At 56.6% G+C, this 10,647-nt stretch carries 20 protein-coding genes; 10 read left to right on the forward strand and 10 right to left on the reverse strand.

From position 1 onward, the window contains the following. Nucleotides 1-52 precede the first annotated feature (52 nt). From C8029_RS04160 to C8029_RS04205, 10 genes are all read right to left on the reverse strand, one after another. Nucleotides 53-295: a hypothetical protein gene (locus C8029_RS04160; RefSeq protein WP_152002309.1), complete on the reverse strand. Its 243-nt coding sequence runs from the start codon at nucleotides 293-295 to the stop codon at nucleotides 53-55. A 139-nt stretch (nucleotides 296-434) separates the two neighbouring features. Continuing rightward, on the reverse strand, nucleotides 435-1,589 hold the full coding sequence (locus C8029_RS04165) for a DUF7146 domain-containing protein (protein WP_152002310.1): 1,155 nt from the start codon (nucleotides 1,587-1,589) through the stop codon (nucleotides 435-437). Nucleotides 1,590-1,591: 2 nt separating this feature from the next. Next, the gene (locus C8029_RS04170) at nucleotides 1,592-1,786 is read right to left on the reverse strand and encodes a hypothetical protein (RefSeq protein ID WP_152002311.1); all 195 of its coding nucleotides are present in this window, start codon (nucleotides 1,784-1,786) and stop codon (nucleotides 1,592-1,594) included. A 3-nt stretch (nucleotides 1,787-1,789) separates the two neighbouring features. Continuing rightward, nucleotides 1,790-2,212: a RyR domain-containing protein gene (locus tag C8029_RS04175; RefSeq protein ID WP_152002312.1), complete on the reverse strand. Its 423-nt coding sequence runs from the start codon at nucleotides 2,210-2,212 to the stop codon at nucleotides 1,790-1,792. A 2-nt stretch (nucleotides 2,213-2,214) separates the two neighbouring features. After that, nucleotides 2,215-2,526 carry a Gp49 family protein gene (locus C8029_RS04180; RefSeq protein WP_152002313.1) on the reverse strand — a complete coding sequence of 104 codons (312 nt, stop codon included), beginning with the start codon at nucleotides 2,524-2,526 and terminating at the stop codon, nucleotides 2,215-2,217. Between the two features lie 124 nt (nucleotides 2,527-2,650). Next, complete coding sequence (locus C8029_RS04185) at nucleotides 2,651-2,917, reverse strand: YodC family protein (RefSeq protein ID WP_193217584.1); 267 nt, start codon at nucleotides 2,915-2,917, stop codon at nucleotides 2,651-2,653. Between the two features lie 220 nt (nucleotides 2,918-3,137). Next, the gene (locus C8029_RS04190) at nucleotides 3,138-4,127 is read right to left on the reverse strand and encodes a hypothetical protein (protein ID WP_152002315.1); all 990 of its coding nucleotides are present in this window, start codon (nucleotides 4,125-4,127) and stop codon (nucleotides 3,138-3,140) included. Then, on the reverse strand, nucleotides 4,124-4,450 hold the full coding sequence (locus C8029_RS04195) for a hypothetical protein (RefSeq protein ID WP_152002316.1): 327 nt from the start codon (nucleotides 4,448-4,450) through the stop codon (nucleotides 4,124-4,126). Before C8029_RS04195 ends, C8029_RS04190 begins: the two co-directional genes overlap by 4 nt. Then, nucleotides 4,443-4,760 (reverse strand): hypothetical protein, encoded by a 318-nt coding sequence (locus tag C8029_RS04200; protein WP_152002317.1) that lies wholly within the window; start codon nucleotides 4,758-4,760, stop codon nucleotides 4,443-4,445. Before C8029_RS04200 ends, C8029_RS04195 begins: the two co-directional genes overlap by 8 nt. 337 nt (nucleotides 4,761-5,097) lie before the next feature. Then, on the reverse strand, nucleotides 5,098-5,436 hold the full coding sequence (locus C8029_RS04205) for a hypothetical protein (RefSeq protein ID WP_152002318.1): 339 nt from the start codon (nucleotides 5,434-5,436) through the stop codon (nucleotides 5,098-5,100). A 93-nt stretch (nucleotides 5,437-5,529) separates the two neighbouring features. On the opposite strand from C8029_RS04205, the gene C8029_RS04210 reads away from it, so the two are divergent. The 10 genes from C8029_RS04210 (at nucleotide 5,530) to C8029_RS04255 (ending at nucleotide 10,597) form a co-directional block, all read left to right on the forward strand. After that, nucleotides 5,530-6,168 (forward strand): LexA family transcriptional regulator, encoded by a 639-nt coding sequence (locus C8029_RS04210; RefSeq protein WP_193217585.1) that lies wholly within the window; start codon nucleotides 5,530-5,532, stop codon nucleotides 6,166-6,168. Next, nucleotides 6,156-6,425, forward strand: coding sequence for a hypothetical protein (locus C8029_RS04215; RefSeq protein WP_152002320.1), 270 nt, complete (start codon nucleotides 6,156-6,158; stop codon nucleotides 6,423-6,425). The genes C8029_RS04210 and C8029_RS04215 overlap by 13 nt, the downstream gene beginning before the upstream one ends. An 87-nt stretch (nucleotides 6,426-6,512) precedes the next feature. After that, nucleotides 6,513-6,779, forward strand: coding sequence for a hypothetical protein (locus C8029_RS04220; protein WP_152002321.1), 267 nt, complete (start codon nucleotides 6,513-6,515; stop codon nucleotides 6,777-6,779). Then, nucleotides 6,779-7,045, forward strand: a complete 267-nt coding sequence (locus C8029_RS04225; protein WP_152002322.1) for a hypothetical protein — start codon at nucleotides 6,779-6,781, stop codon at nucleotides 7,043-7,045. Before C8029_RS04220 ends, C8029_RS04225 begins: the two co-directional genes overlap by 1 nt. A 100-nt stretch (nucleotides 7,046-7,145) precedes the next feature. Further along, nucleotides 7,146-7,484, forward strand: a complete 339-nt coding sequence (locus C8029_RS04230) for a helix-turn-helix transcriptional regulator (RefSeq protein ID WP_152002323.1) — start codon at nucleotides 7,146-7,148, stop codon at nucleotides 7,482-7,484. Beyond that, complete coding sequence (locus C8029_RS04235) at nucleotides 7,481-8,647, forward strand: site-specific integrase (RefSeq protein WP_152002324.1); 1,167 nt, start codon at nucleotides 7,481-7,483, stop codon at nucleotides 8,645-8,647. The genes C8029_RS04230 and C8029_RS04235 overlap by 4 nt, the downstream gene beginning before the upstream one ends. Then, nucleotides 8,637-8,831 (forward strand): hypothetical protein, encoded by a 195-nt coding sequence (locus C8029_RS04240; RefSeq protein ID WP_152002325.1) that lies wholly within the window; start codon nucleotides 8,637-8,639, stop codon nucleotides 8,829-8,831. The genes C8029_RS04235 and C8029_RS04240 overlap by 11 nt, the downstream gene beginning before the upstream one ends. A gap of 241 nt (nucleotides 8,832-9,072) precedes the next feature. After that, nucleotides 9,073-9,354 (forward strand): hypothetical protein, encoded by a 282-nt coding sequence (locus C8029_RS04245; protein ID WP_152002326.1) that lies wholly within the window; start codon nucleotides 9,073-9,075, stop codon nucleotides 9,352-9,354. Beyond that, nucleotides 9,351-10,418 (forward strand): phage Gp37/Gp68 family protein, encoded by a 1,068-nt coding sequence (locus C8029_RS04250; RefSeq protein ID WP_152002327.1) that lies wholly within the window; start codon nucleotides 9,351-9,353, stop codon nucleotides 10,416-10,418. Before C8029_RS04245 ends, C8029_RS04250 begins: the two co-directional genes overlap by 4 nt. Further along, nucleotides 10,418-10,597, forward strand: a complete 180-nt coding sequence (locus C8029_RS04255) for a hypothetical protein (RefSeq protein ID WP_152002328.1) — start codon at nucleotides 10,418-10,420, stop codon at nucleotides 10,595-10,597. The genes C8029_RS04250 and C8029_RS04255 overlap by 1 nt, the downstream gene beginning before the upstream one ends. Nucleotides 10,598-10,647: the final 50 nt, after the last annotated feature.

Raw genomic sequence — 10,647 nt, forward strand, 5'->3', positions numbered from 1 at the left:
CTGTCATTCTGCCCTCCGAACTTTTTTTGGTTTTGTGGGTTTTGGTTGCACGTCACGGCACCCCGTAAATCAACAGAGCCGCAAGGCCAGCGCAGGCGATCGACAGCCCGAAAATCAAAGCCTGTGCCAAACGGCGCATTTCGGGCTGTTTCGAAGCGCCCCGTGTCTCGCGCTGTTCTTTCTCGCGCACCGCCTGCTCCACAAACTGACTGTCCGCCTCGTCCATCGTCAGGACGTAAGACGGGATCACCCGCACCATGCGGAGCCGATCTGAAAGGGGGAGTTTGGGGGTCATGTGCATTTCCCCATGAATTCGTCAAACGTGCATGGGTACGCCTCAGAGAAGCGTAGCCAAAGCTTGTAGCGGGCCTTGCTTCTGGTCTCGCCATATTCCTGACACTCAGCGAAGCCGCGAATTTTGAAGAAATAGGATTTCATACCGCACCCTCCCCACGCACAGCGCGCAGCGCGTCGTTTAGATCCTTGCCGCCGATCGTGTTTTGCCAGATCCGCACAACACGGCCGGCTTTTTGGTGCTGGCGGATCGCCAATTGCAGCTGCGCCTTTGCGGCCTCGTTTTCGTCGCGATCGGCAATCAACGTCACGCGCTCAACACAGCGTGGCAAATCAAGCCCGCCCATGTTGGACAGCGAAATCGCCGCGATAAACCGCGCCTCCGGCAACAGGCACACACCGCTCAAAGCGTCCTCGATGCCCTCGGCGATATAGACGTGCTGCGCCCCATCGGCGGCGCTTAAGGGCTTGCCCTTACCGCCGCGCGGCCCTGCGCCGGTCCAAATATTGATCCAATCCCCGCGATAGGCACCCAACACCTTTTTGGCTTTGCCACAGGGTAGATCGGCCTTGCGCCATCGCCCCTGCGCGTCACGGCCGAGATAGGTGCGATGCAGCGCGACGGGCTTGCCGTGTTTGTTATTCACGATCGCCAACATCGCGGGCAATTTGGCTTCAAAAACCTCGCCCGTCTCGCGGTCAATATGCTGGTAAAATGTCTCGGGATGATAGCGCAGCGCGCGCGGTTGCCGGCCCAATTGAGCCAGGTCAATGCCCCGCGCATCGCGCAAATAGGCCTCAACCGGCGTATCGCGAATTTTCTCCTGGCCGGACAGCCAAATAGACAGTGCTTGATCGGCCCGCTTTTTGGCTTTCTCTTTGTCGCGCGCCTCTGCGGCCTTGCGCTCCTGGGCGGCTTTGCGGCCCGCCTCTTCGCGCCGCGCGCGATCCTCGGCCGACAACGTCTGCAGCCCCAAATAGGCCCGCGCTTCGGCCAAGGCTCCTTGCATGTCACAACGGCAAGACAGCGCAATCAAATCAAGGATATCGCCATAGCCAATGCCCGGAGTGCTCTCCACCGCATGATCCGCCCACTTGCCGACATTGGGTCCGGAGAGATGGACATAGAAACTGCCCACACTGCGATCAGCTCGCCCCGGATTGAGCGTGAAATATTTGCCAAAGGCCTCATATGACCCATTGGCAGGCGGCGCATAATGCTGCGCCACCTCGCCCACCCGCCCGAGCAACATGTGTTTGATCTCATCGATCGAATATGTCTGGCGGGTGTTCATTGTCAGTGCTCCAGCAGCACTGCAGACAGGGCTTCAATCAAATCCTCGGCAGAGGTATAGGACCCGACAATGCTGTTTTCTTCCCTACGTGCATTAGGTGCGCGCAGCACATACCCACCATTCTGAGCCGGGATCAGCTCAAGCATTTGCTTTGGATCGAACTGGCCGATAGCACATTTTTCATAGGCTTTTTGCATCGCTCACACCCCGCCTGCGATCGCGTGGACAATGCTGCGAAACAGCGCATCCTTGATCTGTTGCGCCTCGGGCAACTCTTCGAACGGCACGAGGCAGGGATGCGTCGGCGGGCTGGCCTGCGGATCCTTTTCATCGCCGTAGACCCAGCCGTCGGCGATTTTCTGCACCATCCAATTATCATGCGACGCGCTGTCGCCGACATCGGGATTGTCCAGGTGAAATTGCACGCCGGCACGCGCGCTGTCCTTCTGCCAGCCGGGCGCATCGTCCCATGTCGGCTGACTGCGGTCGCCGTGCGCCAGACACCACGCGCGATTGGCCTCATGGGTGACGCGCGCGATGTTCTCAATTATCTGCGCGCGCCACGGCTCGGGCCCATTCTCTTCGCCAGCACCATTCTGAATGCGGTCATCGGTCAAATCCATCCTCACACCTCCCCCGCTGCGATCTGGTCCTTCAGGCGAAAGCCAAGAAAGGGCCAGATCTTGTTGCGAGCGCCGTCGCGGGCAATCATGCGGCCCAGATCCGCATCGAAATTCGCCGGATCGGCACAAGCGCTCTTGCCGATCACGGTGAACCCGTTCTTGAGCGTCAACACACAAACCGTCATCTGCGTGCGTGGGAAAACGTGGTAATCCTCATCCACGATTTCGGCATCAAGCATGTCAGGCGTGATGCGCGGACCAGTTTTGCCCTTTTTCTGGATTTCGGCCTCGATGGCCTGTTCGTCTTTGCTCATGAGTATCTCCTTTTTGAGATGGTTGATTGTCGCCGGAGGTCCGAGGGCTTCTTCTTCGGCTCTGCAGGTCGGGCAAAAGCCTGCGCATTCAAGGTGGCTGCAGGGCATTTGGTTCCTTCGGGGGTTAAAATGGGTTCGGACAGTTGCGACCATCCATGAGACAAGCCGCTGGAAAGCTCTCAGTTTCCAAGGTGCTCGCATTGAACCAGTAACATTGAACTTCTCCGCCGCAGCTCGCAGGATAGACAACCGTCATGAGCGGCCCGCCCGATTTTAAGAGCACAGTGTCGCCTTCTTTGAACGGCGCAGCGGCTGCCGCATCGGCGCAGGTCATCGGCTCAACACCCTGATAGGGTGGCTTTAGACGAAATGGGTTTGTGTAAAACTTCATGAGCTTTCTCCTTTTGGGGCCATCTCGCTCCCTTTGGTTTCCATCTGCGGCACACAGACCGCGCAGACGTCGCGTTGATCCCATGCCGCCCAGGCTTGCGCCTCATTGCGCCGCACGGGGCCGCTGGCCATACAAGTTGGGCAAATGATCCGCGTGCCTTTTGGGCCACGTGATGCCAAAAGGCTGTGATAAGATCCGCAATAGCGGCAAGGCTGGTGGGTCATTTTGCCACCCGTGCTTTGAGCGCCATGATCAACCGCTTTTGGTTCTCGATCGTCACCTGCGGGCAAAGCATCTTCCAAGCGTTGATCATTGCCTGACGTGACGGGCATCCATCAAATTTGGACAAGGCTGCAATCGCGCCGGGGATGCCGTCACCGCGCAACAAAGCTTCAGCCAGGATCAAATAGCGCTCAATCGTCCAAAACGGATCATTGGCACACTCCACCGCAATCAACCCGACATGTGTCTCCCACACGTCTTTTGGCATATCCCGGGCGACACCATTGGTGGCCTTGATCTTTGGGGTGTGCGCGACGGGATGGTCAGGAAGGGAGGAGGAGATCCCGCCCACCTCGTCGCGCACCTCCGACACCGGGCCCTCGGCGTCGGGTTTTGGTGCCGCTGCCTCGGCGACCGGATCAGAAGCCGCGCGGGCAAAGGCACGCAATTTGGCGGAGACACCGGGGCCGCGACGATTGAGAGCGCTTGAAATCTCTGCAATCGACTTGCCGGAGGCATCCATGTTTTTGGCAAGCTCGATCTCTTCGTCGGTCCAGTCGCCGGTTTTGTAATCGTTGGGGGGTGGGGGCAGGGTTTTGTCTGGATCGGAAGCTTTCGGATGAATAAAATTTGTGTCCCGAAATTCCAAATGTTCGAAATTCTGCAAACTCGAAATGGATGCCAGCGCATCGACGGTCTGAACTGCATCACACATGCGCTGAAAAGGCGGGCATCTGTCTTTCAAACGTTGCATATCTGATAGAAACGTCGCTCCGGAATTCTCCACCCGCTCCACATCCGAGCCGACGAACATGCGGATCGTGATCGCACCGTCACGCGGACAGTCCACATCAATCTCAATGTCGGGGATCACATCTTTGACGCCCACCACAAAATCATTGACGCGCTGCAAAACACGGATCTCAGCATCAAGCACCTGCTTGTCATCTTTGCGGCGCTCAATCATATCCTTGACCGTCTCCATCATGCGGCCCTCCCCTGTTTGAAAATCTCGTAGCCCTCGCCCAAGCGCCAAAAGGCGAAAAGACGCGTGGCGCGGCGGGCCTCTTGAAAGGCGTCATTGGCATAGCCGGGCTTGCGCTCGCGGTACTGCGCCACGATGATTTCCGCCGCATCGACCAGCTTGCCGACATACCAATGATCGCGGTTTGCGTGCGGGATCAGCTCTTTCATGATCTCGACCACCATCGGTGCGACATCATCGTCGCTCACGGTGATCGGCGCACCAGCGATGCACATGACGGCATTGGCCAAAAGTTGATCGGCTAGGGTCAGTTTCAAATCAGCCATTGATGTCTTTCCGATCCTGCCAGTGGTCAATTTTGATCGCGGATTGGGGCGCAATATTCGGCGCCGGCTGAGCGGCAATCACCGCATCGGCCAAATCATCGCCCAGGCTGACGAGCTGCGGCGTAAAGCGCCTGACCGGAAACAGGGTGACAAACTCTTGGATGGCCGCGAAAAACGGGTCATCGCGCTCAAGAACCCTGTTGGCGCGCAACCAAAGCGCCTCAACCTCTTTCGGATCAAGCGCACCGCCCTTGGCCTTCAATGCCGCCTCAAGCGCACGGCCTCTCAAAATAGAATGGTCTCGGCTCATACCGCATCCTCCAAATTGGCTGCGGTGCTGGGGCTTGCCTGTCCCCCAGCACCGCCTTTGGGATGTGATGTCCGCCACATCCCAAGCACCGCCTGCTCCATCGTTGATGTTTGCTCGAACAGACGGATTTGAATTTCTCGCGCACCACCCTGCTTTCGGGACATGTGGCTCGGGCATGGGCTATCGCTGCATCGACAGCCCTGCCCGCATGAAAACGGTGCATCACCACCGCCCCCATGCGCGAAACGAAGAAAAGGCGGGCGCGGAAAATGTCGAAAACCGCGCCCGCGAGGTGCGCTCGCATCGGAACAGGTGGGAAATGCGAGCGAGGCAGAAATCATTGCGCCGCCATCCCTTGCAAATCGGCGGCGGCCATATCGGCCAGCGACAATCCAGAGGTCGAACGCGCCGCATGGGCTGCGAGCGCCAAATCGACCTCGCGCTCAGACGCCCCAAAAATCAGCCAATCCGCCTCAAGCGGCAGGCCTTTCCTGGCGGCATGCGCCAAAATCGCCCGCTGATGACGGGTTGCGGGAAAGTCGCCAGCATCACGCCATTGAGATCCGCGCCGCCATTGATAGCCGGCCTTAGCGGATTGCCCGCATATACGCGCCAGATCCTCGACCGAGCCGATGATGCGTTCGCATACTTGAAGTGGTGTAAGGTGATTACTCATGACGCTAGATGTAGCGACATAAATTTTAGTCATCAACTGTTTTTTTAGTTTTTCTCACGTTTATTGTTAGTCACAAGCGCTTACCTAACACACATGATTGACGTGAGCTGGTTCAAGAAAAAGCAAAAAGAGGCCGGAGTTACATCTGACCAGATCGCTGACCTCGTAGGGCGGGCGCGATCAAACATATCTCACATTTATGCAGGGCGTCAGAAGATGAGCCTGGACTGGGCACAAGCCTTTGCCACATCTCTTAACCAGCCCCTTGATGAAATATTGCGTCGAGCAGGTGCCGTCGATGCCCAGGGAAATCCCGTCATAACAGAAAGTTCCCTTGAGACTATCAGGCAGGGATTTTCAGAAAGTGACGCGGAGCCATACCGCGCAAGCCCGGCCGCAATGAGCACCACAAACAAAATTGCAGCGCTCTTTGGCCAACGCCCCGGTGTCGACGTTTGGACCATTAACACCGAAGCAATGCGCCTTGGCGGCTACCTTCCGGGCGATAAAATCCTGCTAGATACTCATAAATCAGAGATCACGCGGGCTGGCGACGTGGTTATCGCCCAGATTTACAACTGGCAAAGCGGCGAAGTGAAAACCGTCCTACGACGCCATGAGCCGCCCGTCTTGATTGCCGACAGCTTAGTCGAAGAGGATCGTAGAGTGCTGGTGGTGGATGGGAATAACGTTGTGATCAAAGGAAAGGTTGTGGCGCAATGGCGGAGTTAACCCCTGAACAACGGAAAGAAATCTCGAATTATGAGCGCACCTGCGACAATTGGGCCAGAGTGGCGCTTGCTGTAATGCCTGTTTTTATATTTGGGCCGATCTGGTGGCCGCTTCGAAATATGATTGGACCAGAGGGTGCAGTTGGCGCCGTTGTCGCCACACAAATCACTATCGTCGCCACCTTAAGCGACAAAGTGACGACAATCCTGGTCAATAGGCGGCGTGCAAAAATTACAAAAGCAAACGTTAAAAACTAACTTTTTTAGTATTTCTCACATTTTTAGTTTGACAGTAACAAGTTATTACCTCTAACTCTTGAGCAAATCGCAACTCAGGAGGCCAACGTGACGCACCCCGACACCATCCCCACAAATGACATTCCCTTGGCGCGGCCCGAGGAGATCGACAACAACACTCTTCTGACCATCCGCGACAAAGTGTATGACTTTCGCCGCGGTGCGGATGTCAGCCAGGCCGAAGCCGTGTTTATCTTCTCCGCCCTGGGCCCGTTGCTCGATGAACTGATCGAGCGCCGCACCGTACAAACCCTCATGGTCAAACATCTCAAAGAAAACGTGGTCTACCTCGAAGATCACCGGGAAGGCGCGTGATGGGCTTTGATATTGAGTTTGAAGACCAAGGCCAAGATTTGCTGAGGCTCAGCTGCAATGAGGTCACGGGCGAAATAACGGATGCGGGCCCATACCACCATAAACTTTATGCTGACGGACAACATTTTGTAGATGTCGGGCAACTCAAGAAAAACCGCTTTGTCAGCTATCGCTTGCGCGGCGGTGAATATCACGAATTTCGCTGGCCAATGGTGAAACTTTCTCTCAACGGCACAGTTTTGCATGATTTGACGCAAAAAAACTAACCCCAACGGGGTGCATCTGCGGCACGACCTCACTCGTCCGGCCCCCAACATCAATGCCCGATCGACAGGTGCAGATCGGGCCACAAACAGGCACATCGCAATGACTAAGAAACTCCTGCAATCGCGCGCGGGCTCTCTACGTGCGCCACAAATGGATCAGAGCTTTCTGGCCTATGCGCCAAAGCCGGCCTATCTCACAGCCGACCAAATCGCGCCCCTGATTGGATGCCGTGACGGACAGGAATTTCGGCGCAAGCGCGAAGATCTGGAACGCGATCAGGATTTCCCATTGCCAATGCCGACCTGCCAACGCCCCCTCAAATGGCGGCGCTCTGAGGTTGAGGCATGGATCGCGCGCCAAGGCCTGCCCCGCTCACAAGCATCGCAAACCACGCTGGCACTTAACGACAGCATGCTCAAAGCGGCCGCACGCGCATGACCGGCCCCATTCGCGAAAAGATCACTGGCCTGCGCCAACGCCGCCGTGGCGATGGCTGGCGGATTTGGTGGGAACCCAACAGCTCTGATCGGGCTTTGGGCTTCACGCCTGTGGAACTGTCCGAGAGCCGATTGACCTGGTCAAAACGCGAAGCTGAACGCCTCAACCGCGAAGTCAAAATCGCACGTCAAACCGGGGCCAAACCCACACGCTCTTCTGGCGATCGCTCCATGTCGGCGCTGATCTTGGCGTATCGTGCCTCGAAACAATTCACCTCCAAATCAGAACGCACCCGCGCCGGCTACGCTTCAAACCTCAATATCATCGAACAAAAATGGGGCCGCGATGCTGTGGCTGATTTCTCGAAACCAATCGTCGCGACCTGGTACGACACCAACGTCGACGCCCGTGGCAACTGGCAGGCTTTGTCGCTCAATCGAACCCTGTCGATCCTGTTTGAATTTGCTGAACGCAAAGGATGGCGACCGGAAAACAGCAATCCGGCGCGCAACATCCGTGCAGCGATCCCAAAAGGCCGCAATCGTCGCCTGAGCTGGGAGGAAAGTGACGCGTTGATCAAAGCCGCGCACGATCTTGGCCGGCACGCAATGGCCTTGGCTATCGGCATGTCCCTCTATCAAGGCCAGCGCCAAACAGACGTGCGCCTCGCAAAGCCCACAGATTTCGCCTGGATCACATTGGCGCAGGGCAACACGATTTCCCGCACTTTGGTCTGGTCCTTTGAGCGCTCGAAACGAAAGAACCAGGGCGCGATGCCCATCCACCCGGAAATCCTACCGGATCTGTCTCAGCTCCTTTTGGACCTGCCCGAGAATAGCCCGGCTTTGATCATCGATGAGGCCACCGGAAAACCCTATGACCATGACCTGATTTCGAAACGTTTTGTCCAGATCCGCGATCATGCGGCACACACCATGCCGGCGCTGCGCGATGTCCAATTCCGCGATCTTCGCCGCACCTTTGGCGGCCGCTCGCGCGCGGGCGGCGCATCCAAAGATGACACGGCCGATGTCCTGGGCAACTCCGCCGCCAACAGCTTTGAACTGGCCGAAATCTATATGGCCACCCAATTCGAAACCGCCGCCCGTGCTGTCGATGCTGTGAAGCGGCCGCAAAAAAAGGAGCCAAACGATGCAACCTAAATTTGCTCGCTACAACGAAGAGACCTACCAAGAGGCCTATGCTGCCGGAAATGCGGCCGGGTGGTTCGAAGGCTTCAAACAGGGCCGAAAATACCGCCACAAAGCCTCTCACCTCTTGATCGCCATGGCGCTCGCATTTCTCGCAGGCCTGTCTTTTGGGCTGTTTGGAGGCTGGCACAAATGATCGTCGCTCCCTCCCTTACAGTCCGCGGCTGCGGCGCATCTTGGGCAGTCTATGACGACACCGGCGCACGCCTCTCCAGGTGGCACACACAGCGATATAAGGCTGAGGATACTAAGGCCAGACTTGAACGTGAACGGATCATCACAAAACGCCCCTGCCTGTGCTGCACCACGCCCTTTGAAAGCGAAGGGGCCCACAACCGCCTGTGCAATTCCTGCCGGCGCGAAACCGAGGGATTGATATGACCAAAATAGACAAACACTCCTTTGATCTCGGCATCATCATGGCCGCGATCACCATGCAGATTGCACATGGCGATCCCGTTGTGGCCGCCAGTGTCATCACCGAAACCGGCGCCGACCTTGACGTGCTGATTGGCACAGAGCTGATGAACATCGATGTCGTCGCCCTCATGCAGATCCTCGACCAGATCGACATCAAACACCGCGTCTTTGTCCGCGCGATCGATGCAAGCGAAACAGTGCGGATCGAAAGCATTGCCGAGATCGAGGTAGCGGCATGAGTGACAAAACCAAAATTGAATGGACAGACGCAACTTGGAATGTCATCAACGGCTGCACTCTGGTCGATGATGGGTGCAAGAACTGCTATGCGGCCACGATGGCGGGCACACGTCTTAAAAACCATCCATCCCGCGAAGGCCTGACCAAACGCAACGCGGCGGGCGGCTATCAATTCAACGGTCAGGTCCGGTTCATCGAAAGCGAACTGATAAAACCGCTGCACTGGCGCAAACCGCGCATGGTCTTTGTCTGTGCCCATGGCGATCTGTTCCATGAGGATGTGCCGGACGAATGGATCGACCGCGTGTTCGCCGTCATGGCAGGAAATCAGCGGCACACATTTCAAGTTTTAACAAAAAGGCCTGATCGCGCGCACCAATACCTCACAAAACTTATGGATCGGCTCAAAACTGAATTTCAAGGTTTTGGAGGTGGAATAGAAGGTCTTACAGGATTCTATCTGCATGGAATTCCGCACGATGTACCTAAGTTTCCGCTACCCAACGTATGGCTTGGCACGTCGATCTCCGACCAACCCAGCGCAGATAAGCGTATCCCAGAGTTACTCGCCACCCCCGCCGCCGTGCGCTTTGTCAGCGCCGAGCCGCTGTTGGGGCCAGTTGATCTGACAATGATCTGGGCCGACAACCCTTTCATGCATCTTAATACCCTGCGCGGATCTATCTTTGACCGATTGCACTATCGTCGTGATCTCGCTGCCGCTCTAGACTGGGTGATCGTCGGCGGCGAGAGCGGCAAGAATGCCCGCCCAATGCACCCGGATTGGGCCAGATCCCTGCGCGACCAGTGCGAAGCGGCTGGCGTGGCGTTCTTCTTTAAGCAGTGGGGGGAGTGGATCAGCATTTATGACCGCGACCGTGATGATCCGGATTGGCGCAATTGTCCGAAGTCCGGGGACTGGGACAAAAAACGTTATCTCAATCTTGAGGGCGGTCAGGGTTTTCATGGCGACAAGCTAAACATGATGCAACGCGTGGGAAAACGCGCAGCCGGGCGCTTGCTCGATGGCCGCGAATGGAACCAGATGACGGGTGATGTGTGATGACCAAAACTGAACTCGACATCATGGCAGAACAAAGCCAATCAAACCCGAGCGCGCGGATTAATTTCGGCGTGCTGCTCGCCTTCTTTTACGATGCTGGTCTGCTTGAATTTCGCGAAATTGAAAAACGTCCGACTCGGACAGCTTCGGACGTTCGGACGGACAACCCGGCAATGTAACTAAATTTCGTTCAAAATCTGTGGCTTAGTGGTGCCCCCACACGGACTCG

The organism is Roseobacter sp. TSBP12 (genome assembly GCF_009129705.1).
Lineage (GTDB): Bacteria > Pseudomonadota > Alphaproteobacteria > Rhodobacterales > Rhodobacteraceae > Celeribacter > Celeribacter baekdonensis_A.

Coding starts and splice junctions, on each gene's coding strand:
- C8029_RS04225 (WP_152002322.1), top strand. CDS start 6,779: ATGGGCTTTGATATTGAGTTTGAAGACCAAGGCCAAGATTTGCTGAGG.
- C8029_RS04230 (WP_152002323.1), top strand. CDS start 7,146: ATGACTAAGAAACTCCTGCAATCGCGCGCGGGCTCTCTACGTGCGCCA.
- C8029_RS04195 (WP_152002316.1), bottom strand. CDS start 4,450: ATGGCTGATTTGAAACTGACCCTAGCCGATCAACTTTTGGCCAATGCC.
- C8029_RS04235 (WP_152002324.1), top strand. CDS start 7,481: ATGACCGGCCCCATTCGCGAAAAGATCACTGGCCTGCGCCAACGCCGC.
- C8029_RS04170 (WP_152002311.1), bottom strand. CDS start 1,786: ATGCAAAAAGCCTATGAAAAATGTGCTATCGGCCAGTTCGATCCAAAG.
- C8029_RS04165 (WP_152002310.1), bottom strand. CDS start 1,589: ATGAACACCCGCCAGACATATTCGATCGATGAGATCAAACACATGTTG.
- C8029_RS04250 (WP_152002327.1), top strand. CDS start 9,351: ATGAGTGACAAAACCAAAATTGAATGGACAGACGCAACTTGGAATGTC.
- C8029_RS04245 (WP_152002326.1), top strand. CDS start 9,073: ATGACCAAAATAGACAAACACTCCTTTGATCTCGGCATCATCATGGCC.
- C8029_RS04160 (WP_152002309.1), bottom strand. CDS start 295: ATGACCCCCAAACTCCCCCTTTCAGATCGGCTCCGCATGGTGCGGGTG.
- C8029_RS04240 (WP_152002325.1), top strand. CDS start 8,637: ATGCAACCTAAATTTGCTCGCTACAACGAAGAGACCTACCAAGAGGCC.
- C8029_RS04190 (WP_152002315.1), bottom strand. CDS start 4,127: ATGATGGAGACGGTCAAGGATATGATTGAGCGCCGCAAAGATGACAAG.
- C8029_RS04200 (WP_152002317.1), bottom strand. CDS start 4,760: ATGAGCCGAGACCATTCTATTTTGAGAGGCCGTGCGCTTGAGGCGGCA.
- C8029_RS04205 (WP_152002318.1), bottom strand. CDS start 5,436: ATGAGTAATCACCTTACACCACTTCAAGTATGCGAACGCATCATCGGC.
- C8029_RS04175 (WP_152002312.1), bottom strand. CDS start 2,212: ATGGATTTGACCGATGACCGCATTCAGAATGGTGCTGGCGAAGAGAAT.
- C8029_RS04255 (WP_152002328.1), top strand. CDS start 10,418: ATGACCAAAACTGAACTCGACATCATGGCAGAACAAAGCCAATCAAAC.
- C8029_RS04180 (WP_152002313.1), bottom strand. CDS start 2,526: ATGAGCAAAGACGAACAGGCCATCGAGGCCGAAATCCAGAAAAAGGGC.
- C8029_RS04185 (WP_193217584.1), bottom strand. CDS start 2,917: ATGAAGTTTTACACAAACCCATTTCGTCTAAAGCCACCCTATCAGGGT.
- C8029_RS04210 (WP_193217585.1), top strand. CDS start 5,530: ATGATTGACGTGAGCTGGTTCAAGAAAAAGCAAAAAGAGGCCGGAGTT.
- C8029_RS04215 (WP_152002320.1), top strand. CDS start 6,156: ATGGCGGAGTTAACCCCTGAACAACGGAAAGAAATCTCGAATTATGAG.